The sequence below is a fragment of the Fluoribacter gormanii genome (assembly GCF_900156395.1).
Taxonomy (GTDB): Bacteria; Pseudomonadota; Gammaproteobacteria; order Legionellales; family Legionellaceae; genus Legionella; species Legionella gormanii.
In genome coordinates this window covers 44,632-67,208 of sequence record NZ_FTNL01000014.1, presented here as the reverse complement: position 1 = coordinate 67,208, position 22,577 = coordinate 44,632, and the positions used below count along the sequence as shown (strand labels likewise).

Genomic DNA, 22,577 nt, shown 5'->3' with positions numbered 1-22,577 from the left:
GTGAACGTAACTATTTATCCCTAACTGCTGGTCTAGAGAGCATATGTTGACCAATTTTTAGATTCAGCGGTAATTTGTAACTATTCGCAGGGAAATGGGGTTTAGGGAAAAGAATGAATATTTCAAGAAAGTTTTAATTAAGTGGAGATAAAATTTAAATGAATAAGTTGTTTTGGGCAGGTTTGTTACTGTGTATTGGGGGGTTAACATCCTGTGTTGAGAATGATCCATCTACTTTAATTACAGATGACGCAGGTTATGTGCATCGAACTGTTCATTATACAAAAGATAAACGAGGTCGTGATTACTTTCCGCAAAAGATTCGGGCGACAGGTGAGAAACGCTTTATTTTTGATCCAAAAGTTTCTGCATGGGCTGCTTATGATGAGGATGGTAATCGATTATTGACTGGAGGTGGATCCGCAGGTATTGATGTATGCGAAGAAAATCCAAATCAATCGTGCAGAACGGTTACCGGAACATTTAAAGTTTATAACCGTCGCGGAGTCGATTGTAAGTCTGGAGAATATCCTGTTGATAAAAATGGTGGCGCTAAAATGCCTTATTGTACCTACTTTTATCAAGGATATACCGTTCACGCAGCCTACGATGTTCCAGAACATCCATCTAGCCATGGCTGTGTACGTATCTTCCCAAGTGCTGCAAAGTGGTTAAGTGAAAACTTTTTCAAAATAGGTACAAAAGTTATTGTATTGGAATATCCTAATGAAGTGGGTGTCAATAAACCTCCTGTATCCGCATAACGACGCCAACTGAAGGAAATTAGTCCGCGTAGCCTGGGTGAAGGCGCCAGCCGTAACCCGGGAAATCTTTACCTAGAAATCCGGATTCCGCTTCGCTATCTCCAGACTGCGAGTTTAAATTGATGCCATTGAGTGAACAATAACTCCTGGGTTTCGCTTTCGCTTCACCCAGGCTACAAATTATTCTCAGGTAGGAAAAGGCAATACTCCAAATTAAGGAGTATTGGGTGGTAATGATGGCTGTGTCGAGCGATTTTCAGGCAAAGTAGGTTGTCCAGGAGTAGCTTGAGTCGGAGTCGCCGAGGGATTTGCAGTAGTTGGTTGTGTTGTTGTCGTTGGAGTTGACGGTGTAGCTGGATTTGGTGCACTGGTTGGGGCTGGTGAGGTTGTTGGAGTAGTGGTATTTTCAGTGTTTGGATTCATGACAGTGGCAGGATTAGGGTTAAAATCAGGTGGTAGTTTTTGAGTTACTGTTCCTCGTGGTGCAGCAATCATCTGAGTAATTCCCAAGTCCCCAGTCATCTTACGGCCTATAGTCACATCAACACTGAGTAATTGCGTTACTTTTTCTTTGTCATTCTGATACACAACTTGTAGTGGCAAATTAATTTTCCATTGATTGTCTTTCGCTTCTGTTAAGATAACTTGTCCATCCACTTGACTGCTCACAGTCAGTTTTTGAGATTTAATGGCTTCCAGATTACCTGATTTTTGCAAAGCAGTATTAAACCCAGTCCATCCCTGCTCAGTAAAACAAGGTTGCAATTTTTGCAGTTGGGCGTCTAAATTATTTGGATCAAAGTCAAAAGATTGGGTAACTGCTTTTGCAGCCCATTTCAGAACTAATGATTGATCAATAGTTTTGGTTTCCGCAGGGATTTTATACTCACAATTGATAGGTGCTGCGGGTGCCTGTGCTGGATTTATTGAGGGTATATTTTGGCCTGCAGGTGTTGGTGTCGAAGGAGCCTGTTGTACGGAACCTGGAGTTTGAGGCGTTGGTGCAGAAGGGGTCTGCTGTACAGTGCCTGGATTTTGAGGGGGTGGTGTTACTGGCTGAGTAACATCAGCATGTACTTGAGTACCAAGCAGAGCGAACAGAGTGCTCCCTAGTAATGTGTTCTTCATGAAATTGGCTCCTTAAATAGTATGTAGCAATTCTGCGATAATAAGTGCTGCCAGTCTAGCAGTTTTTTGTTCTTGATCCAAAGGTGGTGATAGTTCTGCAACATCAAAACTAACTACTTTGCCACTTTGAATAATGTATTTCAAGAGTGGTAAAATTTGCCAGGGAGTGAGTCCCAAGGGTTGTGGTGCACTCACGCCTGGAGCGAATGACTCAGCAAAAACATCCAAACAGAGAGTCAGATAAATATGATCCAGATTGAGCATGAAATCATCGAGAAATGCCAAATGCCACGCCAAGCTGTTCAAATATAACTCTTCAGCAGTCAAATAATTAACATTAAGCTCATCAGCGCGCTCAAAAAGGGACGGGGTATTTCCCATATTTTGAATTCCAATACAGCAATAATTAAAGGGTTGGTTATTTTCTTTACAGTACGCTGCGATTTGTGAAAAGGGAGTTCCCGATGTACCTGGCTGATTTTTTTGGTGTGGTCTTAAATCAAAATGAGCATCAAAATTAATAATACCTAATTTAGTATAATGAGGTGCCAATCCTTGATAATGTGCCCAGGCAATTTCATGTCCTCCACCTAAGGCAACCGTTTGATGACCTTGTTGATGACAAAAACTGATTAAATTGGCAAATTGAGTTTGTGCAGTTTCCAGCTCATCCTCTTCACAAAAAATAGTACCTAAATCAAAAAGTGGCTTATCGATAGAGCATGGGAGCTTTGCTAATTGTGTTTTAATTTGATCTGGGCCTAATTTTGCTCCCGGTCTTCCCATATTACGACGAACACCTGCGTCACTCGCAAAACCAAGTAAAACTGTTTTTTTCTCTTTCGTGATTAGATCGGTTTGTTTTACAGGAAAAATAATTTTTTGAAAGAACCGCTCAGCATTAATCGTATCTTTTCTACCTTGCCAGAGTGCAGGGTTAGCACGTTGGTAATTGGAAAGATGTTCAAACATTAGATTCTCCCTATACTCGTATTATGATGTTACAATTTATCCGTGATGCACATTATGAAAATCTGCATGTATTCTTATCTTTAAATTCTGCTAATAAAACTTCACTCTGGTTTTATAATCAACAATAAGTACGTTATAAATTTATTCTTTAGCTATCTTAACTCTGAACTTAAATGCAATTGATGGCAATTACTTTGGAAAAATTTGCATTATAAGTCACAGTACAACTTTTTGTTCCTGCTGGAATCTTTTGAATCAATTGAATATTAGTGTTCGTATACTCACAAGCAATCCAGGTTTCTTGTCCACCAAATGTCCATGTTAATCTTTGGCTTTTAGAATGTTCAGTATCAGGTGCAAGACTTGCAGTTTCTTTAGGATGTCCTGAGTAAAATGTGATACGTTCAAAATGATTGGCAGTATTCAAACCATTTATGAATTCATCCCATTTGGGGATTTCGTGCGGTAACGATTGATTCGTTTGAATGACCTGAGGGCACTGTATTGTTGCTGCAGACGATGAATGATTTAACACGATAAATCCCAGAAAGAAGCTGATGCAAACAGGAACTCTCATTTTAATTGACCTTCAAGTATTTTATTTATTCAATTCATTATAACATGATGGCACCGTGTCAAAAGATTTAACTCCTGTCCAATCTTTAACAGAATTTACTTATCCAGCAATGCGCGCGCATAAAATTATGCCAACTTTATTCAATGTCTGGTATTATTTATCGCATGTTAAATAAAAAAGGGTAAGAGGGTATTGTGATTGTTATTACCGGTGGAGGTAGTGGGATAGGAAGATCATTAGCTTTTTCTTTGGCAAAACGAGAGCAATCAATTTTAGTTGTAGGGAGAACAGAGAAGGCTTTGCAAGAAACAGCCGCCTTTTCTAAAAACATCCAATACATTTGCGCTGATGTATCAACACCTGAGGGTTTGGAGTCAATCAAAAATAATTTGCATGATGTCAATAAAATTAGTGCTCTTGTAAATAATGCGGGAACTTTAAATCCATTGGTTCCCATGAAGGAAATTGACCCTAAAGACTGGAATCAAACATTAAATACCAATTTGAATGCAGCCCTTTTTCTTCCACAATTGATATATGATAAATTGACTGATGGCCGTGTTTTAAATATCGGTTCTGGAGCTGCATATTTTGCGATTAGAGGCTGGGCTGCATATTGCGTATCTAAAGCCGCTTTATCGATGTTAACCAAGTGTTGGCAGCTGGAATCTGATTCAATTGCTTTTGCTAGTGTTATGCCGGGGATAATTGACACAAATATGCAAGCAATCGCGCGCAGTAAAGAAAATCCTGATTATGAGCGGGTTAGCTTTTATAAGCGGTTGAAAGATGAAAATCGATTGGTTTCACCCGAGACAGTCGCTGAATTTTTGACTTGGCTTTTGCTGGATATAGACAAGAAGACTTATATGTCTAAAGAATGGGATATATATGATACCAAGCACCATAAAGCCTGGCTTAAGCCACCTCATCAAGTTCAACATTGGGATTTTTAATGCCTGTCTGCGACAAATTATTATTAAACGCTACGACTATCGATGCTCAAGGCAATCAATTAACGCAACAAGCTGTTGCGATTAAAGATGGTCTTATTGTCTGGTGTGGGTCGCAAGCACAATTGCCAAAGCAATTTTATGAAGCCCGGCATAAAGAAGAATGTCAGGGACAATTAATTACTCCAGGTCTTATCGATTGTCATACTCATTTGGTCTACGGGGGTAATCGGTCGACTGAATTTCAAATGAAACTGGCTGGCGTCAGTTATGCTGAAATTGCTAAAGCGGGTGGTGGAATTTTATCTACTGTACGCCACACTCGAGCCGCTTCTGAAGAGGAGTTGATCAAACAATCTCTGCCAAGGATTCTTGCTTTACGCGCTGATGGTGTAACTACACTGGAAATTAAGTCAGGTTATGGCCTGGATTTAGCTAATGAATTGAAAATGCTCAGAGTAGCTAAGCGTTTAGGCGAATTAGCCGGCTTAAGGGTTAGAAAAACCTTCCTTGGAGCGCATGCAACAGGCCCTGAATTTCAAGGAAACAGCCAAGCGTATATTGATGTACTTTGTCAAGAAATGCTGCCTGCATTATGTGAAGAGAATTTGGTAGATGCGGTGGATGTATTTTGTGAGTCTATTGCTTTTTCGCTGAAACAAACTGAGCAAGTTTTCGCAGCCGCACGGGCATTAAAACTCCCTGTAAAATGCCACGCGGAGCAATTATCCAATCTCGGGGCAAGCGAGCTTGCAGCTGAGTTTGGTGCTTTGTCTTGTGATCATTTGGAGTTTTTAGATGAAAAAGGGGCATCTGCTATGGCAAAGGTTAATACTGTTGCTGTTTTGCTTCCTGGTGCATATTATTTTTTGCGTGAAAAACAAAAACCTCCAGTAGATCTCCTGCGGCGAGCTGGAGTAGGTATGGCTGTTGCTACCGATTGTAACCCTGGTTCATCACCAACCACCTCACTACGTTTGATGATGAGTATGGCCTGCCAATTCTTTTCATTAACGGTTCCTGAAGCTTTAGCTGCAGTTACCAGTCAAGCAGCAAGAGCATTAGGTTTGCAAAACGAGCTGGGAACAATTGCTGAGGGTATGAACGCTGATTTGATATGGTGGTCTGTTAATGACAGTGCTGCTCTTTGTTATTACTTCGCCTATCCCTTACCACATCGTATGATGGTTGCTGGGGAATGGGTTTCTACACTAGATACTTACTAGGAAAAAAATTTATGTTAAAGCCACTTAAAACAATTCTATCTTTAAGTATTATCGTAAGCTCATTTGCTACTTGGGCTGTAAATCCGATATCGATAAAAAAAGAAACACCTGTATATATTATTGATATTAAATATCCACAAGGATTCAGTGACCCACGTATTAATGCAGTGGTACAAGACTTCATGGAAAAAACCAAGAGAAGTTTTTTTAAAGAAATCGCTGATGATGCGGATGTTCCTGCAGATGCACCAGGAAAATCCGGTTTAAATGTCACGTACTCTTTGCCATACAAAACTAAAAATGCCTTGAGCGTTTCTTTTAATATTTCTATTTACCACCGAGGTGCGGCACATCCCTCAAATACGGTAGCTGTATTAAATTTCATCCATGGAAGCCAGGTTCAGTTAGCTGATTTATTCCGACCGGAAACAAATTATTTAAAACCTATAGCCAGTTTTTGCAGTAAAAAAATTACCGAGAAAAATCTTTCAGATAAAAAATGGATCGAAGAAGGCACTAAGCCTATAGAAAAAAATTATAAAATCTGGTCTTTTTCAGCAAATGGAATAGATATTATCTTTGATACGTATCAGGTAGCAGCATATGTTTATGGTCCGCAAACAGTAAAAATCCCTTTGTCACAGATTTCTTCTTTACTTAATCCTGAAGTAAAGCATAGTGTTTGGGGTCGTTAATGGCTGATACTCCTTTTATAGCTGCCGATAAAAAAGTAGCTGAACTTACTTTTCGAGTGGTGATTCTTGCCATAATACTAACCGTATTGTTGGCAATGTCCAATGCGTATCTTGCTTTGAAACTAGGGATTTTAACCTCAGCGTCCATACCCGCTGCGATTATTTCCATGGGCATCTTACGTTTCTTTAAAAACTCTACCATTCTTGAAAATAATGCAGTGCAAACTGCGGCTTCAGCTGGTGAAGCCGTTGCTGGTGGGATTGTTTACACTATTCCAGCATTGATAATTATTGGTTTTTGGAATCATTTTGATTATTTGACTAATTTTTTTATTGCCGTGTGTGGTGGAGTTCTGGGTGTATTATTTTCCATTCCCCTACGACGGATTTTGGTCCATGATCCAACGTTAAAATTTCCTGAGGGGCGGGCAATTGCCGAAATATTAAAATCATCCGCTGAAAAAACAGGTATCAAAGACATATTAATTGGGGGAGGAATAGGCGCGTTTATTGAATTACTCCAAACTGGATTTAAAGTAATTGCTAACAGTTGGAATTATTGGTTTGTGGTAAAACGCTCTTTATTTGGTCTAGGTGCAGGCTTTTCTGCTACGATGATTGGTGCTGGTTATCTTGTTGGCCATGATATGGCAATCAGTATCTTTTTAGGAGCGGTGATATCCTGGTTAATTGCTTTACCTATTGTCAGTCAATTTTATCCTGAATTTCTAAATCAGCACTCTGCAGAACAAGCAGCATCTCTTTTATGGAATAGCGAAATGCGATATCTGGGAATAGGTGCTATGTTATTTGCTGGAGTGTGGACTTTTTTAAAATTAGTTAAACCACTTTCCAGAAGTATCCGGACTTCCCTGAAAGCATATACATCTAAAGGTATAAATGCCCAAGTGCCACGGACTGATAAGGACATTCCTTTGCCTTTTATCTTGATAGGTACAGGTGCATTAGCTGCAATCCTGTTTCTCTTTTTTCAGCTTGTTCTTCCTTTACATTCAGTAGGATTGGATAATGAATATTCTCCAACCCTAATTTTCATTGCCGTTCTGTATGTCTTGATTATAGGTTTTATTTTTTCAGTAATTACTGCCTATTTTTCAGGGATGGTTGGTGTCACAGCAAGTCCCGGAAGTTCTGTCGTTATTTCGGGGATGCTTTTTGCCGCCTGGTTGCTATTAGTCGCGGTTGATCATCTATTGCCACTGCCTCTAAAGCCCGAACAAATTCAGGCCGCTGAGGCAATTACGATTATGATTGGTGCTGTAGTAACTGGTATTGCGGCGATTGCCAATGATAATACCCAAGATCTCAAAGTGGGGCAGCTGGTTGGTGCAACTCCATGGAAACAACAGTTAATGTTGTTGCTGGGAGTAGTAATCTCTTCCTTGGTTATTCCGCCAGTAATGCAATTATTATTTAATGTGTATGGGATTGCTGGTGTAATGCCTCATGCAGGGATGGATATAAATCAATCTTTACCTGCACCTACAGCCGCTTTAATGGCAGCTATTACAGAAGCTGTTTTCAGAAACTCATTACCATGGACCATGATGTTGATTGGTTCGGTAATTATTATGATTATTATATTTCTCAATCATTTTTTTCAATTACGACGCTATTTGAATTTATCCATTCTAGGCGTTGCTATAGGGATGTATTTACCAATTTCTTCTTCATTTCCATTGTTTATTGGTGGAATGATTGCCTTGTTTGTTAAAAAGCGTTTAAAACGCAGAATACCTGTTAAAGAAGAGGCAGTGATTCGTAAACAAAAAGGAACGCTCATTGCCTGTGGTTTGGTTGCTGGTTCAGCTATTATGGATGTTCTGCTTGCAATTCCATTTTCAATTTTTCAAAGTCCTGATGCTTTGCAACTGGTAGGAGCAAGTTGGGATAATATAGGTGTTTATTTGGGAGTTATATCCACCTTGTTTCTTGCTTGGTGGATCAATCATAGAGTTGTTGGAAATGGGAACGGCTCAATTTCGTAATTTGTAGCCAGGGTGGGGCGAAGCGGCACTGCCATTAAGCTAAGGAAAAAACTGTCGTTCCCGCGTAGGCGGGAACCCATTTCTAGCGAGGCACAGTGCCACTTTAAGAAATAGATTACCGCCTACGCGGGAATGACAAAAACTCTTAACTTAATGGCAGTGTAGCGAAAGCGAAACCCGGGTTCCGGTCTTTTGGACCATTACCCAGGCTACCATAAACTCGCTGGAGTATATTTCTTACAATGACTCAACTCTAATTTTATGTTGCAAGAGCTTATCTTTAGTCTGTTGTGCTTGCGCTAATTTTTCACGTTCTTTAGCAATAATTTCCGCAGGGGCTTTATCAGTAAATTTAGGATTATTTAATTTACCTTCAGCAAGACTAATGTCTTTATCTAGCTTGGCTAGCTCTCTTGTTAAGCGAGTCAGTTCCGCTTCTTTATCAATTAAATCAGCCATTGGAATGAGTAATTCAATTTCACCAAGTACCGCAGTTGCAGAGACTGGTATCTTTTCATCTGCTTCCAGATAATGGATCTGGCTTAATTTACTCAATGCTTTTAATGTGTGCTGATATTTCTCCACTCTGTCTTTAAGCATTGGCGTAATATTTCGAATATAAAGCGGAATAAGTTTAGCAGGTGAAATAGACATTTCACTACGGATGGTACGTACTGCTTGAATCGCTGCTTTTAACCATTCTAATTCTTCTTCAATCGCATCATTAATGAACTCATGGTTCACTTGAGGATAAGTACTTACCATAATGCTTGAACCGTTATCACTGGTTAACTTGGTAGTACGTTGCCAAATTTCTTCTGTAATAAATGGCATTAAAGGATGCAACATTTTAAGAATCTGATCGAGCACGTGAATTAAAGTCTTACGAGTGCCGCGTTTCAAAGCGCTCAGTGCATGCTCATCTTGCAAGATGGGCTTAGATAATTCGAGATACCAGTCGCAGTACTCATGCCAGACAAATTCGTAAATCGTGTTTGATAACAAGTCAAATCGATAGGTTTCGAAATAATGATGTACTTTACTTATGGTGTGTTGCAAGCGAGATAAAATCCACTGATCTGCTGGGGTATATTGAAATGCTCCATCATCGAAATCGATTTGCTCTTCATCTGTATTGAGTAATACATAACGTGCTGCATTCCACAATTTGTTACAAAAATTACGATAACCTTCAACTCGTCCTATATCAAAGCGTACATTTCGGCCGGTAGATGCAAGAGAGCAATAGGTAAAACGAAGGGCATCTGTTCCATAGGCGCTAATACCTTCAGGGAATTCTTTACGGGTATTTTTTATGATGTTGTCCCGAACAGATTGCAACATTAAATTAGAAGTTCGTTTTGTAATGAGCGACTCGAGATCAATTCCATCAACAATGTCCAGTGGATCAAGCACATTCCCTTTGGATTTGGACATTTTATGCCCTTCACTGTCTCGAATTAAGCCGGTAATAAAAACTTCTTTAAAAGGAATTTTTCCGGTAAATTTTAGCCCCATCATGATCATCCGAGCTACCCAGAAAAAGATAATATCAAAACCTGTAACCAGAACCGAAGTTGGGTAGAACTGTTCTAATTCTGAAGTACGTTCCGGCCAACCCAAAGTTGAAAAAGGCCAAAGTGCCGAAGAAAACCATGTATCCAAAACGTCTTCATCTTGCTTTAACACCGTTGAATCTTTAATTTTATATTTAAAACGAACATCATTTTCGCTATATCCTACATAGACATTACCATTACTGTCATACCACGCAGGTATACGGTGTCCCCACCATAATTGGCGACTAATACACCAATCTTCAATGTTGTCCATCCATTGAAAATAGGTTTTGCTCCAGGTTTCTGGAATGAAGCGAATTTCACCATTTTTCACTGCAGCGATTGCGGGCTCAGCGAGTGGTTGCGTTTTGACATACCATTGATCGGTTAACAGGGGTTCTATGATGACATTCGATTTTTCACCACGAGGTACTTTTAATTTATGCGGTTCTGTTTTAACTAATAGACCCTCTGTCTCCAGATCTTTAATGATTTGCTCCCGGGCTACAAATCGATCCATTCCTTGATATTTTAAAGGAGCATTTTTATTAATAGATGCTTTTTTAGTTAAGATGCTGATGACAGGGAGCTGATGGCGCTTACCCACTTCATGATCATTAAAATCATGGGCGGGTGTAATCTTAACGCAACCGCTACCAAATTCTTTATCGACATATTCATCTGCAATAATCGGGATTGTTCGATCACAAAGTGGAAGATGAACTTCTTGTCCAATAAGATGTTTAAAACGTAGATCTTCGGGATGTACGGCAACTGCAGTGTCTCCCAACATCGTTTCAGGTCGGGTGGTAGCAACAATAAGAGACTCGGTTGAATTCACGACTGGGTAGCGAATATGCCAGAGGAAACCATCCTCTTCTTCAGAAAGCACTTCAAGATCCGATACTGCAGTTCCTAATTTAGGATCCCAGTTCACTAAACGAGTTCCACGATAAATCAAACCTTCATCATAGAGTTGCACGAACACTTTTTGTACTGCGGCTGATAACCCTTCATCCATAGTAAACCGTTCGCGGCTCCAGTCTACTGAAGCACCCAATCGTCGCATTTGTTGCGTTATAGTATTACCCGATTCATTTTTCCATTGCCAGACACGCTCTAAAAATTGTTCGCGGGTAAGATCTTTTCTAGAGGTTCCTGAGGCTTCAAGTTGACGCTCAACAACGAGTTGCGTTGAAATGCCAGCATGGTCAGTACCAGGTTGCCATAGAGTTTTATGGCCTAACATCCGATGATAACGGGTCAAAGCATCCATAATCGTATGCTGAAAACCATGTCCCATATGCAGGCTACCTGTGACATTGGGAGGAGGAAGCATAATGCAATATTTGTTGCCGTCACCATGAGGCTGGAAATAGTGATGATTTTCCCAATTTTTATAGCATGCTTTTTCAATTGCTTCAGGGGAATAGATTTTATCCATGATTAAACCTGTACTGATAAAAGACGAAATGTTATCACAAATTCAACCATAAGTTGAGCCAATAAGCGTAACAATAATATGGGGTTGGAAAATTACAGTTTTAGCTTTGTAGTCTGGGTTCGCGGCAGCAGAACTCGGGGAAACTATGATTTATAAACCCGGGTTCAGCTGTGCTGCACCCGGGCATTTTATATTAGGGATGTTGATGTTTTTGAGTAGGTACTTGAACATCAGGAATTTTTGCTTCATCAAACTGAGGCTCAGCTTTTTTCAAGCGATGGTCTTCTGCAATGTATGTATACAGGGTAGGAACTACAAATAAAGTAAATCCTGTTCCGATTAACAAGCCCGTTGCAATAACCAGACCTATATCAAAGCGACTTACTGCTCCTGCGCCACTAGCAATCAAAAGCGGCAATACACCGAATACCATGGCAGCAGTAGTCATGAGAATGGGTCTTAATCTGATGCCTGCAGCTTCCTCAACGGCAGCTCGTCTATCCAAATTTTTTTCTCGCTGTAGATGGTTGGCAAAATCTACGATCAAAATCCCATGTTTGGAGATCAATCCGATTAGAGTAATCAAGCCAACCTGAGTGTAAATATTGATACTTGCTAGACCCAAATTCAAGGGAATTAAGGCGCCGCAGATAGACATGGGGACACTGATTAAGACGATTAGAGGATCGCGGAAACTTTCATATTGAGCGGAAAGTACCAAAAAGATAATTATTATTGCAAACACAAATGCAAATATGAGGGCGCTTCCTTCTTGTATAAATTGTCTTGACTCACCACCATAGTCATAAGAGAACCCTTTAGGTAATGTATCGTTGGCTGCATTTTGTAAGAACTCAAGGCCTTCGCCAAGTGTTTTGCCAGGCATCATGACTGCTTGAATGGTTGCTGAGTTCATTTGTTGGAAATGCGTGGCGGCATTAGGCGCAGTTTTTTCCACAGCGGTAACTACAGTTGAAAGAGGAACCATAGTTCCGTTCATGGTTTTCACATATATTTGCCCTAATTGCTCAGGGGTCATGCGGAAAGGGCGGCTTAATTGCGGAATAACCTGATAACTACGTCCTTCCAAATTAAAATAGTTGACGTAATTGCCAGATAAAGCACTGGTTAAGCTGCTCCCAACTGCTTGCATATCTAATCCCATTTCAGAAGCTTTGGAGCGATTGATATCCAGGACAATTTGGGGCTTGTTGAATTTAAGCGAATTATCGACATATATAAATAAACCGCTTTTTTGAGCTTTTTCAGTGAGTTTTTGTGAAACATCCAACAAGCTTTGAAAGTCGTTAGTTGTTTTAATTACAAATTGAACTGGTGTTCCGCCTCCACCACCTGGGAGAGGGGGCGGAACAATTGCAAAAGCATTTAAGCCTGCGACTTGTGATAATTTATCTTGCAGTGGTTGTTTTAAAGCAAACTGGCTTTTACTGCGTTGATTCCATGGCTTTAATACCATTCCCGAGATGGTTTGGCTACTGTTGTTTACGGTAAAATAATTTTCTGTTTCAGGAAAACTTTTATAAATTTCATCAAATGGCTTAGTAAAAGACTCAATGTAATTAAGTGTGGCAAATTGAGGTATCATCGCCATGACGAAAAAGAAGCCCTGGTCTTCATCAGGTGCTGTTTCTGCTGCAGTATGAGTGTACAGATAAGGCAACATCAGGATAACTACTGCTGCAAAGAACAACATAATCTCGCGAGTATTGAGCAAACTATGCAATGCATTTTGATATTTCAATTTAAGTTTATTGAAAAAATTATCGAGAAAATGCACAAATTTGCCGCTACTTATATTTTTAGATAATACCCTTGAACACATCATAGGAGAAAGAGTTAAGGCGATAACTCCGGAAATGATTACTGCACTGGCTAAAGTAAATGCAAACTCTTTGAACAAAGCACCAGTTAACCCCCCCATGAATCCAATTGGTGCGTATACAGCCGCGAGGGTAATCGTCATTGCAATTACTGGCGTGGCTATTTCTCGCGCGCCAATCAATGCAGCGTCAAAAGGAGTTTTTCCTTCCTCTATATGTCGATGGACGTTTTCTACAACCACAATGGCATCATCGACTACCAAACCAATGGCTAGAACAAAAGCGAGCAAAGTAAGTAAGTTAATACTATATCCGAGAATAAGCATCAAGGTACATACACCAACTAATGAAAGAGGAATGGTTACAACAGGAATGAGTACCGAACGAATAGAGCCCAAGAATAAGAAAATCACTACGATAACAATTAAGCCTGCTTCAATAATAGTATGTGTTACTTCATCAAGAGATGCTCTAATAAAGGCTGTCGCATCATAAACTATCGTTCCTGTTAAGGATGGAGGGAACTCTCTAATAACGGAGGGAAGTATTTTTCGTACATCACTAATTACGGTCAGAGGGTTTGCTGTTGGCGTAGGAGTAATGGATATAAATACCGCTTTTTTACCATTAAAAGTAACCGAGGTGTCATAGTCTTGTGAACCTAATTCAATTTTACCAATATCGCGTAACCGAACAATAGAGCCTTTATCACTTTTAACAATCAGGTTGCTAAATTGTGTCGTGTCATTAAGATCCGTTTTTGCAGTGATACTGATTGCAACGTATTCACCTTTAGTATTTCCTGCTGCAGTGAGAAAATTATTTTTGGCAAGTACCATGGATACATCTGAGGGGGAAACTCCCAGTGCGGCCATTTTAACAGGATCAAGAAAGATTCGCATGGAGTAGGTGGCACCCCCCAAAATCTCTGCTTTAGCAACACCGTCCACCGTTTGCAGTTGTGGCTGGACAACACGGGTGGCGTAGTCAGTGATTTGCTGGGGGGTCATTTCCGTACTGTCTAAACTGATGTACATCAGTGCTGTTGAGCTATCGGATGTTTTCAAAATAACTGGTTGTTGAGACTCTTTGGGTAACTGGTTTAGTGTTTGTTGCACTTTACTCATTACATCAGTAAAAGCCACTTGAGGATCAAAGTTTAATTTAATATTTAGAGTTATAGTGCTTAAGCCTTGAGTACTGGAAGAGGTCATATAATCAATCCCTTCTGCACTGGCAACAGCTTTTTCTAAAGGCGAAGTAATGAATCCCGCAATAAGATCGGCATCCGCACCAGGATATCCAGTCATAATGGTAATTACTGTATTGTCCATACGCGGATATTGGCGAATTTGCATCTTATAGATGGAGTTAATACCAAAAAGCAGAATGAGCAAACTAATTACCATGGCAAGTACGGGCCGCTTGATAAAAAGATCGGTAAACTTCATAACGTGTTCCTGATTAAAAAATTCTTGTTATAGGTGTGATGTGCCTATATTAAAATTAACCCGGGTTTCGCTTTGCTTCACCCAGGTTACTAAGATTCAATTTAGCTTATTGTTCTAATACATCCGGATTACTGATTTCATTCAGTTTGACATCATTATTGATTACAACGGGCGTGCCATTTTGTAATTTTATTTCTCCGGCGCTTACAACCAATTGTCCTGCCTTAATTCCTTTTTTGATTACGGTATAATTTCCACGTTGCTCTCCAGTGGTAACAAAAACACGCTTGACGGTGAGCAGATCAGAACCATCTGGGTTTTTCTTACCCTCTGCATTTTTTTCTATTATGTAAACAGCGTTACCGTATAAGCTATAAGATATAGCAGTTGACGGAACAATCACGGTATTGGGCTCAGGAGGTTGGCTTATTTCAATTGAAGCAAACATACCGGGTACGAAGGTAAAACTATGAATTTTATTTTTGCTGTTTAAATCAGAGTTGCAACTAACAATTCGTTTATTACCCATTGGTTCTTTTCGGGTTTGCACTAAGGGAGAATTTTCAGGAGTTTTAATTGCTGCGGTAGGGCAATTAGCAAGGGTAGCCTGAACCAACATATTGTGTGTGTTGAGATCTACTTTAGAGTTAATGGCAGTTACTTTGGCCTCAAAAAGCGCATTGGGAAACCCTTCTACAGAAAACGTAATGGTTTGATTGGGCCGAATACGTTTATACATTTGCTCTGGGAGATAAAACTCTAAATACAATGGGTCAAGTGATTGTAAGGAAACGATCGTTGTTTGTCCCGGGCTGATAAACTGGCCCAGGTTCACTTGTCGTATACCTAATTTGCCAGCAAATGGTGCTGTAATGTGCTTTTGATTAATCTGTGCTTGAGTTTGATCTAATTTTGCCTGCGCCTGATCAAGATTTGCTTTAGCTTCATCAACACTGGAAACAGGAGCCGCACCTCGTTTAAACAAGTCATCTTGGCGTTTATAGCTAAGCGTTTTCAGAGTTAATTCTGCTTGATTGAATTTCAATATGGCTTGATCCACGCTGTCATCAATAGTAATTAATGGTGCATTTTTATCGACATACTGTCCTGATTCAAAATCAATTTTTACCACGTTTCCTGACGCTTGTGCGCTTACATCAACTCCATTAAACGCAACGAAATTTCCGACTGCATGAATGGTTGGCTGCCAGTCTACTGCTTTGGCAACAGATGAGGCGACAGAAACAGCAGGTGGTTGGTAGCTTGCAAAAAAACGCTTAATCATAAATGCTTTGATCAGGTTAAAAGCAATGATCCCACCGAAAACGATCAGTAAGGCTACTCCCATGATGATCATTCGCTTTTTCATTAATACTCCCCTAAATGCTTAAAAAAAACGATAATTTTGAAACCCGCCAAATATAACATGAAAGATGAATATTATTACCCTTATTGTGTTTATAAGTTTCAATTTTATTTATTTCATGGTTATAAAAATAACCTATTGACTAAATACAACACTTTGCTACTATGCTGCTTTCATTAAACGAAGGAGAAACCATGAAGTTGAAGTCCTTATTATTTGCTCTTTGTTTTAGCTTGATTGGTCAAGCTTTTGCTGCAAATGCACACTTGCATCCAAAAGCTACAGAGGCTGACAAAAATCATAAACCTGCTGGCAAATCAATGATGTATCCAGGTTATTGTGAAATTGAAATCATCAATAACAGTGTTGATAATGTTCGTGTATACGGTTCTTTTGATGATGGTGCTCCTTTAGATCCATTCACCATATTTTACTATGATGCACCTCACTACATCAGCTTGTACTACTATGGTTACTGCCACTCTGGTATGAACTTATTAATCCAATCTCCATATGGCACTATTTACTCAGGCTGGACTAATGTAAATAGCACTGTACGTATCGTTAATTACCTCAACAAAGGTATTAAAGGCGATAAAGTTGAGATTACTGCAAAAAAATAAGTAATTTCTAAAAATAAGCAATAGCTTATTTGACGATAGGGAAGTTGCATGCAAGTGCACCTTCCCTTTTTTATTTGTGTTTCAGGAGATGTCGATGAAGCGTTTAATCCCTTGTCTTGTGTTGTTACCCTTTTTGACTTCATGTGAGATGACCGAGCCGGAATATTATGATGCAGGTTATTATCACACTGTTCCTCCGCGAGCTGAAATCTATGGTTTCGATGAGCGTCCACATGACTACCGTCATCCTTCTCCTTATCATAAAAGCCATACAAAAACTCATGGGGCAGCTGTCCAGCCTAAAATACATGGCCATAAACAGACTCACGAACATACTTCTAATCAAAAACAAGTGGTAGTGAAAAATACAAATCAGAGTAATGTCCATGGACATGAAAAGAAAAAAAATCAGGTGGTGAAGCATCATCCTTCAGAGTCTGGCTCTAAGGTTGTGGTCACTGAATAATGAAAAAAGACACTTGAATAGAGTTTATGTTTGATATTCCTGGGTTATGAATGGTCATACCCAGGACATGCGCTTTTTTAAATCAAAACTACAGTATTATTTCCGATTTATATTCACAATTCGTAACCAGGTAAATTTTGTGGTAGTCTTATGACGTTTTTTCTTTAGGGGGTTTTTGGATGCGTAACTCACTTAAAATGCTGTTTGTGGGACTTTTATCTATACTTATCATAGCATGTGTTGCTTCTCCAGGTAGTGAAAGCACGGGAGAGTTTTTGGATAGTTCGACGACCACAACTAAAGTAAAAGCAACATTAGTGAATCAATTAGGGCGTACAGGTTTCGCGGTACAAGTTAAAACTTTTAAAGATGAAGTGCAACTCAGTGGTTTTGTTGCTACCCCAAGATTGAAGCAAAGAGCAGGGATTATTGCTGCAAGCGTGGATGGTGTTAGGAAGGTACGTAATGACATCATCGTTAGACCTTAACCATTTTCCCAAGGATTACTCATGTTTGACCGAAGCTATACTATAGAAAATTTTGATGATGAATTATTTCAAGCGATCGTTGATGAGCAGCGCCGACAAGAAGAACATGTAGAACTTATTGCATCGGAAAATTATGTGAGTCCACGTGTTTTGCAGGCTCAAGGTTCTGTATTAACTAACAAATATGCTGAAGGATATCCGGGCAAACGTTATTATGGCGGATGTGAGTATGTTGATGTCGCTGAAGAGTTGGCAATTGCGCGTGCTAAAAAACTTTTTTCAGCAGATTATGTAAATGTTCAACCTCATTCTGGGTCGCAAGCTAATGCGGCGGTAATGATGGCTCTTTTAGCTCCTGGGGATGTTGTTTTAGGAATGTCATTACCTCATGGCGGTCATTTAACCCATGGTTCCAAAGTAAATTTTTCTGGAAAGCTCTATAATGCTATTCCTTATGGCGTCGATGCAAATACCGGTTTAATTGATTATGATTTATTAGAACGTTTAGCCCAAGAGCATAAACCTAAATTAATCATCGCCGGATTTTCTGCCTACTCACGTGTCCTTGATTGGCCACGGTTTAGAGCAATAGCAGATAAGGTCGGTGCTTACTTAATGGCTGACATTGCTCATGTTGCCGGATTGATTGCTGTAGGTCTTTATCCTTCTCCAGTACCTTATGCTGATGTTGTTACCACAACTACCCATAAAACACTCAGAGGCCCAAGAGGTGGAATGATTTTATGTCGTGCCAACGAGGAAATAGAGAAAAAATTGAATTCTTCTGTTTTCCCTGGTAACCAAGGCGGACCACTAATGCATGTGATCGCTGCCAAAGCAGTTTCTTTTGCTGAGGCCTTACTGCCTGAATTTAAAACTTATCAACAGCAAGTATTGGTGAATGCCAAGACTATGGCCTCAGTGCTTATGAGTCGTGGCTATAAAATTGTTTCAGGAGGCACAGACAATCATTTATTATTGGTTGATTTAATTGATAAGAATATCACGGGTAAAGATGCCGACTCAGCTTTAGATAAAGCTAATATCACCGTGAACAAAAACACAGTCCCTAATGATCCTCGCTCTCCTTTTGTAACCAGTGGCTTACGTTTGGGAACTCCTGCGGTTACAACAAGAGGATTTAAAGAAAGAGAAATAACGCTTTTATCCAATTGGATAGCAGATATTCTTGATGATATTAACAATGAGGCGACCATAGCAAAAGTTAAAGAACAAGTACTGCTTTTGTGTCGTGAGTTTCCGGTTTATGGATAATTATGTTTTGCCCGTTTTGCCATGCAGAAGAAACTAAAGTAGTGGACTCACGCCTGGTGGCTGAAGGTGCCCAGGTGCGAAGAAGACGAGAATGTCTTGTGTGTCATGAACGTTTTACTACTTTTGAAACAGCTGAATTAATTATGCCGTTAATTGTAAAACGTGATGGCAGGCGTGAGCCATTTAATATTGATAATTTACGCTCAGGCATGTTACGCGCTCTGGAAAAACGGCCCGTTAGTGTTGATGCATTAGAGGCATCGATTATTGCGATTACGCAGGAAATTCGCCGTCGAGGAGAACGAGAGATTGACTCCCAGATCATTGGTGAATTGGTCATGAAGGAATTATATAGCTTGGATCATGTAGCTTACGTGCGTTTTGCGTCTGTCTATAAACGCTTTAAAGACGTAAGTGACTTCAGACAAACTATAGACCAGATGAATAAAGACTAGGGTAGGTATAAAAATTTACTTATTGACGTAATGCAATTTGTTCGTGGCACATAAACTTCAATAAGGTGAATTGTTAATACCCTGGTATTCGCTATTTTTATGCCCCTTCTCAATGAGAGGGGAGTTGTTTATAAAGAATTCATGAGGTTAAGGTGGAAAAGCAGTCAATAAGCGGTAAAAGAAAAGCCAGAAAATTAGTACTTCAGGCTCTTTATCAATGGTTAATGTCTGGAAGTGAATTACATGAAATCGAGGCACAATTTCGAATCGTTAACAATATGGATAAAGTGGATGTAGATTATTTTTGCCGTATTTTACATGGCGTCCCCGCTCATATTGAAACATTGGAGGCAAGCATTACTCCTTTTCTTGATAGAGAAATTACCGGCTTAAATCCAATTGAACTGACTGTATTACGTATTGGTTCTTTTGAATTATTATATTGCCCAGAAATTCCTTATAAAGTCGTGCTTGATGAATCAATATCGTTGACTAAAGAATTTGGTTCCCAGGATGGGCATCGTTATGTCAATGGAGTATTAAATAGTTTGGCACAACAAGTACGTTCCGTCGAAATCAGTCATAACTATGGATGAGTTCTCACTTATTGAGCATTTTTTTAAACCACTAGATTATGAACGTGATGATGTACTGTTAGGTATTGGTGATGATGCTGCTTGTGTACGTGTTCCCCATAAAATGAATTTACTGGTGAGTATGGATACACTGGTTTCAGGAGTGCATTTTCTCCCGCATTGGAATGCCTATGATATTGCATGCAGATCAGTCATGGTTAATGTGAGTGATATGGCTGCTATGGCAGCAAATCCTTCTTGGGTTACTCTTGCTCTAACCTTGCCCGAACTCAATCGGCAATGGCTTACTTTATTTGTGCAAGGATTAAAAGATTCGCTAAACCAATTTGACATGACTTTAATAGGTGGCGATACAACACATGGTCCTTTATCGATTACGCTCACTATTTTTGGGACTGCGCCCATAGGTACAACGATATCACGTGGGGGCGCTAAACCTGGCGACATTATTTTAGTTTCAGGCGAATTGGGTGCTGCTGCTTTAGCAGTTAAATTGCTTGAAAATCAGAACATTTCTGAGCAAGATAAAGTCGAGTTAATGGATAAATTATTACACCCAAAGCCTCGTGTTGATTTAATTGAGTTTTTAAGAGGCCATGCAACTGCAGCTATAGATATTTCCGATGGACTTAGTGCCGATTTAAACCATATTTGTGTTGCGAGTGGTGTTGGTGCCTGTCTCAATAAAGAGACAATTCCAATACATCCCTTGCTTGATAAATATTGGACTGATAACGCAGTTGATTTGGCTTTGACTGGGGGAGATGACTATGAGTTATGTTTTACTGTACCTGAATATCGCTTGTCCTCATTAATTAATGATTTAAATAGTGCTGATTTACGTTGTTATCCCATCGGAGTAGTTGAGGAGAGAGCGGGTCTAAGAATGAAAGATGCGAACAATCACTACTATGAGTTAACACCGAAAGGATACTCGCATTTTTAGCCTTAGGGACAAAAACTCAGAAGTTAGTGACTATTGTAAGTTAATACATTTTGATCCAACCTTTAAGATTAGCTAAGTAAGAGAATAAGAAATGAAACAAATAAATTTAGCAAAAAAAGTTTTTCAGGATCCTATTTATTTCATTGCCTTTGGGTTTGGTAGTGGTTTAATGCCGACAGCGCCAGGAACATGGGGTACATTAGCTGCAATACCTGTGTATTTACTGCTTATGGGTACCAATTGGGTGGTTTATCTATTTTTGACGCTTATTGCTTTTCTATTGGGTGTGTGGGTATGTGACAAAGTATCTCAGGATTTGGGTGTGCATGATTATAAAGGGATCGTTTGGGATGAGGTTGTAGGCTATTTGCTAACCATGTTTATGGCACCTCAGGGAGTAAAATGGATGATCTGTGGTTTTATTTTGTTTCGAATTTTTGATATTTGGAAACCACAACCTATTGATTACGTCGATCAAAAAGTGCGTGGTGGTTTTGGAATTATGCTTGATGATGTATTAGCTGCAGTGCCTTCCTGGATATTAATGCAAGTTTTAGCATGGAGTTTTGCCTAATGAATGAGAACCATAAAGAGCTCATTAGTATGGGCTTAACCGTTGGAATTGTAATTCTTAGTCTATTTATTATTCATCGTTTTATCCCGTCATTAATATGGGCTTCGATAATTGTTATTGCAACTTATCCCTTATATGAAAAATGGCGTATTTTTTTTGGGAATAAAAATAATTTATCCGCTTTACTTTTTACGACTTTAATTGGTTTGTTGTTTTTACTTCCTTTAAGCTGGTTATTGGGACTGTTGATTAAGGAATTACAGATATTTATTAATTTCCTACAAGAGATTAATCAACAAGGTGGTGCTGCCCCAGGATTTTTAAGAGACTTTCCATTTTTGGGAAATGATTTAGTTACTTATTGGGATGAGCATATTGGTAAGCCAGGAATGATTAAGAGTCTATTGTCTAATGTCCACTTGTCGCTGACACCAACGAGCTATTATGTGAAACAAATAGGGGCAAGTTTAGCTCATCGAAGCGTTCAATTAGGCTTCACACTATTAAGTTTGTTTTTCTTTTATCGTGATGGCGATCAATTATTATCGCAGATTTACCAAGTAGGGGAATATTGCTTGGGGAAAAGATGGTTTCGTTATGCGGATAGATTACCCCGAGCATTGAGGGCCACAGTTAATGGAACTATAGTAGTAGGGCTTGGAGTAGGTATCCTAATGGGAGTTTGTTATGGTTTGGTTGGTTTCCCTGCACCTACCTTAGTCGGTTTTATCACTGCACTTGCAGCAATGATCCCATTTGTTGTTCCTATAGTTTTTATAACGGTAGCAATGGTTCTGTTTTCATTGGGCAGTATGATTGGTGCAATTATAGTCTTGGTTTGGGGAACCCTTGTGATGTTTGTTGCAGATCACTTTGTTAAACCTGCTTTGATTGGTGGTGCAATTGAATTACCTTTTTTAGCAGTGTTATTTGGAATTCTGGGTGGGGTAGAAACTTTAGGTTTACTTGGTTTATTTGTAGGTCCTTTGGTTATGGTTTTATTTATGACTTTATGGCAAGAACCACAAATTCTGGCTTCTGCAAAAGCACTTCACGATAAAGAATAAGATGCGCTATGGCTTAAGGAAAATAAACAGCCAATGATTCAATTTGAGGAAATCCGAATCAATCATAGCAACTGTCTTGAATTTTATTTCAAGACAGTTGCT

General features: G+C 39.4%; 20 protein-coding genes. 14 read left to right on the top strand and 6 right to left on the bottom strand.

Annotated features, from left to right (window positions below):
- Positions 1-158: 158 nt before the first annotated feature.
- On the top strand, positions 159-764 hold the full coding sequence (locus tag BW930_RS10040) for a L,D-transpeptidase (RefSeq protein WP_058468420.1): 606 nt from the start codon (positions 159-161) through the stop codon (positions 762-764).
- A 213-nt stretch (positions 765-977) separates the two neighbouring features.
- Here BW930_RS10040 and BW930_RS10035 read toward each other — a convergent pair whose 3' ends face one another.
- The 3 genes from BW930_RS10035 to BW930_RS10025 form a co-directional block, all read right to left on the bottom strand.
- Complete coding sequence (locus tag BW930_RS10035; RefSeq protein WP_058468419.1) at positions 978-1,892, bottom strand: DotI/IcmL family type IV secretion protein; 915 nt, start codon at positions 1,890-1,892, stop codon at positions 978-980.
- A 12-nt stretch (positions 1,893-1,904) separates the two neighbouring features.
- Complete coding sequence (hutG, locus tag BW930_RS10030) at positions 1,905-2,864, bottom strand: formimidoylglutamase (RefSeq protein ID WP_058468418.1); 960 nt, start codon at positions 2,862-2,864, stop codon at positions 1,905-1,907.
- A 169-nt stretch (positions 2,865-3,033) separates the two neighbouring features.
- Positions 3,034-3,441 carry an STY0301 family protein gene (locus BW930_RS10025; protein ID WP_058468417.1) on the bottom strand — a complete coding sequence of 136 codons (408 nt, stop codon included), beginning with the start codon at positions 3,439-3,441 and terminating at the stop codon, positions 3,034-3,036.
- Between the two features lie 194 nt (positions 3,442-3,635).
- Here BW930_RS10025 and BW930_RS10020 point away from each other — a divergent pair, with 194 nt between their 5' ends.
- The 4 genes from BW930_RS10020 to BW930_RS10005 are packed head-to-tail and all read left to right on the top strand — an operon-like array spanning position 3,636 to position 8,324.
- Entirely contained in the window at positions 3,636-4,397 is a 762-nt protein-coding gene (locus BW930_RS10020; protein WP_058468416.1) for an SDR family NAD(P)-dependent oxidoreductase, read from the top strand.
- Positions 4,397-5,620, top strand: a complete 1,224-nt coding sequence (hutI, locus tag BW930_RS10015) for an imidazolonepropionase (RefSeq protein WP_058468415.1) — start codon at positions 4,397-4,399, stop codon at positions 5,618-5,620. The genes BW930_RS10020 and hutI overlap by 1 nt, the downstream gene beginning before the upstream one ends.
- Positions 5,621-5,631: 11 nt before the next feature.
- Entirely contained in the window at positions 5,632-6,315 is a 684-nt protein-coding gene (locus tag BW930_RS10010) for a DUF3298 and DUF4163 domain-containing protein (protein ID WP_058468414.1), read from the top strand.
- Positions 6,315-8,324, top strand: a complete 2,010-nt coding sequence (locus BW930_RS10005; RefSeq protein WP_058468413.1) for an OPT family oligopeptide transporter — start codon at positions 6,315-6,317, stop codon at positions 8,322-8,324. Before BW930_RS10010 ends, BW930_RS10005 begins: the two co-directional genes overlap by 1 nt.
- 237 nt (positions 8,325-8,561) lie before the next feature.
- Here BW930_RS10005 and BW930_RS10000 read toward each other — a convergent pair whose 3' ends face one another.
- From BW930_RS10000 to BW930_RS09990, 3 genes are all read right to left on the bottom strand, one after another.
- The gene (locus BW930_RS10000) at positions 8,562-11,327 is read right to left on the bottom strand and encodes a valine--tRNA ligase (protein ID WP_058468412.1); all 2,766 of its coding nucleotides are present in this window, start codon (positions 11,325-11,327) and stop codon (positions 8,562-8,564) included.
- Between the two features lie 193 nt (positions 11,328-11,520).
- Positions 11,521-14,619: an efflux RND transporter permease subunit gene (locus BW930_RS09995; protein WP_058468411.1), complete on the bottom strand. Its 3,099-nt coding sequence runs from the start codon at positions 14,617-14,619 to the stop codon at positions 11,521-11,523.
- A 106-nt stretch (positions 14,620-14,725) separates the two neighbouring features.
- On the bottom strand, positions 14,726-15,988 hold the full coding sequence (locus BW930_RS09990; RefSeq protein WP_058468410.1) for an efflux RND transporter periplasmic adaptor subunit: 1,263 nt from the start codon (positions 15,986-15,988) through the stop codon (positions 14,726-14,728).
- A gap of 191 nt (positions 15,989-16,179) precedes the next feature.
- Here BW930_RS09990 and BW930_RS09985 point away from each other — a divergent pair, with 191 nt between their 5' ends.
- From BW930_RS09985 to BW930_RS09945, 9 genes are all read left to right on the top strand, one after another.
- Positions 16,180-16,608: a hypothetical protein gene (locus BW930_RS09985; protein ID WP_058468409.1), complete on the top strand. Its 429-nt coding sequence runs from the start codon at positions 16,180-16,182 to the stop codon at positions 16,606-16,608.
- 94 nt (positions 16,609-16,702) lie between these two features.
- Positions 16,703-17,074: a hypothetical protein gene (locus BW930_RS09980; RefSeq protein WP_064276583.1), complete on the top strand. Its 372-nt coding sequence runs from the start codon at positions 16,703-16,705 to the stop codon at positions 17,072-17,074.
- A 179-nt stretch (positions 17,075-17,253) separates the two neighbouring features.
- Complete coding sequence (locus tag BW930_RS09975) at positions 17,254-17,562, top strand: BON domain-containing protein (protein WP_058468408.1); 309 nt, start codon at positions 17,254-17,256, stop codon at positions 17,560-17,562.
- Between the two features lie 21 nt (positions 17,563-17,583).
- On the top strand, positions 17,584-18,837 hold the full coding sequence (glyA, locus tag BW930_RS09970; protein WP_058468407.1) for a serine hydroxymethyltransferase: 1,254 nt from the start codon (positions 17,584-17,586) through the stop codon (positions 18,835-18,837).
- A gap of 2 nt (positions 18,838-18,839) precedes the next feature.
- On the top strand, positions 18,840-19,292 hold the full coding sequence (gene nrdR, locus BW930_RS09965) for a transcriptional regulator NrdR (RefSeq protein ID WP_058468406.1): 453 nt from the start codon (positions 18,840-18,842) through the stop codon (positions 19,290-19,292).
- A gap of 152 nt (positions 19,293-19,444) precedes the next feature.
- Positions 19,445-19,888, top strand: a complete 444-nt coding sequence (gene nusB / locus BW930_RS09960) for a transcription antitermination factor NusB (protein WP_058468405.1) — start codon at positions 19,445-19,447, stop codon at positions 19,886-19,888.
- Positions 19,881-20,834 (top strand): thiamine-phosphate kinase, encoded by a 954-nt coding sequence (gene thiL, locus BW930_RS09955; RefSeq protein WP_058468404.1) that lies wholly within the window; start codon positions 19,881-19,883, stop codon positions 20,832-20,834. The genes nusB and thiL overlap by 8 nt, the downstream gene beginning before the upstream one ends.
- A 91-nt stretch (positions 20,835-20,925) precedes the next feature.
- Positions 20,926-21,408, top strand: coding sequence for a phosphatidylglycerophosphatase A family protein (locus tag BW930_RS09950; RefSeq protein ID WP_058468403.1), 483 nt, complete (start codon positions 20,926-20,928; stop codon positions 21,406-21,408).
- Positions 21,408-22,475 (top strand): AI-2E family transporter, encoded by a 1,068-nt coding sequence (locus BW930_RS09945; protein WP_058468402.1) that lies wholly within the window; start codon positions 21,408-21,410, stop codon positions 22,473-22,475. The genes BW930_RS09950 and BW930_RS09945 overlap by 1 nt, the downstream gene beginning before the upstream one ends.
- The last annotated feature ends 102 nt before the right edge of the window (positions 22,476-22,577 follow it).

Excerpts from the sequence above, each read along its gene's own strand:
- BW930_RS09990 (WP_058468410.1), bottom strand. The coding sequence starts at position 15,988 with ATGAAAAAGCGAATGATCATCATGGGAGTAGCCTTACTGATCGTTTTC.
- BW930_RS10035 (WP_058468419.1), bottom strand. The coding sequence starts at position 1,892 with ATGAAGAACACATTACTAGGGAGCACTCTGTTCGCTCTGCTTGGTACT.
- hutG (WP_058468418.1), bottom strand. The coding sequence starts at position 2,864 with ATGTTTGAACATCTTTCCAATTACCAACGTGCTAACCCTGCACTCTGG.
- BW930_RS10025 (WP_058468417.1), bottom strand. The coding sequence starts at position 3,441 with ATGAGAGTTCCTGTTTGCATCAGCTTCTTTCTGGGATTTATCGTGTTA.
- nrdR (WP_058468406.1), top strand. The coding sequence starts at position 18,840 with ATGTTTTGCCCGTTTTGCCATGCAGAAGAAACTAAAGTAGTGGACTCA.
- hutI (WP_058468415.1), top strand. The coding sequence starts at position 4,397 with ATGCCTGTCTGCGACAAATTATTATTAAACGCTACGACTATCGATGCT.
- BW930_RS09950 (WP_058468403.1), top strand. The coding sequence starts at position 20,926 with ATGAAACAAATAAATTTAGCAAAAAAAGTTTTTCAGGATCCTATTTAT.
- BW930_RS09980 (WP_064276583.1), top strand. The coding sequence starts at position 16,703 with ATGAAGCGTTTAATCCCTTGTCTTGTGTTGTTACCCTTTTTGACTTCA.
- BW930_RS09995 (WP_058468411.1), bottom strand. The coding sequence starts at position 14,619 with ATGAAGTTTACCGATCTTTTTATCAAGCGGCCCGTACTTGCCATGGTA.
- BW930_RS10000 (WP_058468412.1), bottom strand. The coding sequence starts at position 11,327 with ATGGATAAAATCTATTCCCCTGAAGCAATTGAAAAAGCATGCTATAAA.
- BW930_RS10010 (WP_058468414.1), top strand. The coding sequence starts at position 5,632 with ATGTTAAAGCCACTTAAAACAATTCTATCTTTAAGTATTATCGTAAGC.
- glyA (WP_058468407.1), top strand. The coding sequence starts at position 17,584 with ATGTTTGACCGAAGCTATACTATAGAAAATTTTGATGATGAATTATTT.
- BW930_RS09945 (WP_058468402.1), top strand. The coding sequence starts at position 21,408 with ATGAATGAGAACCATAAAGAGCTCATTAGTATGGGCTTAACCGTTGGA.
- BW930_RS09975 (WP_058468408.1), top strand. The coding sequence starts at position 17,254 with ATGCGTAACTCACTTAAAATGCTGTTTGTGGGACTTTTATCTATACTT.
- BW930_RS10040 (WP_058468420.1), top strand. The coding sequence starts at position 159 with ATGAATAAGTTGTTTTGGGCAGGTTTGTTACTGTGTATTGGGGGGTTA.
- BW930_RS09985 (WP_058468409.1), top strand. The coding sequence starts at position 16,180 with ATGAAGTTGAAGTCCTTATTATTTGCTCTTTGTTTTAGCTTGATTGGT.
- BW930_RS10005 (WP_058468413.1), top strand. The coding sequence starts at position 6,315 with ATGGCTGATACTCCTTTTATAGCTGCCGATAAAAAAGTAGCTGAACTT.
- thiL (WP_058468404.1), top strand. The coding sequence starts at position 19,881 with ATGGATGAGTTCTCACTTATTGAGCATTTTTTTAAACCACTAGATTAT.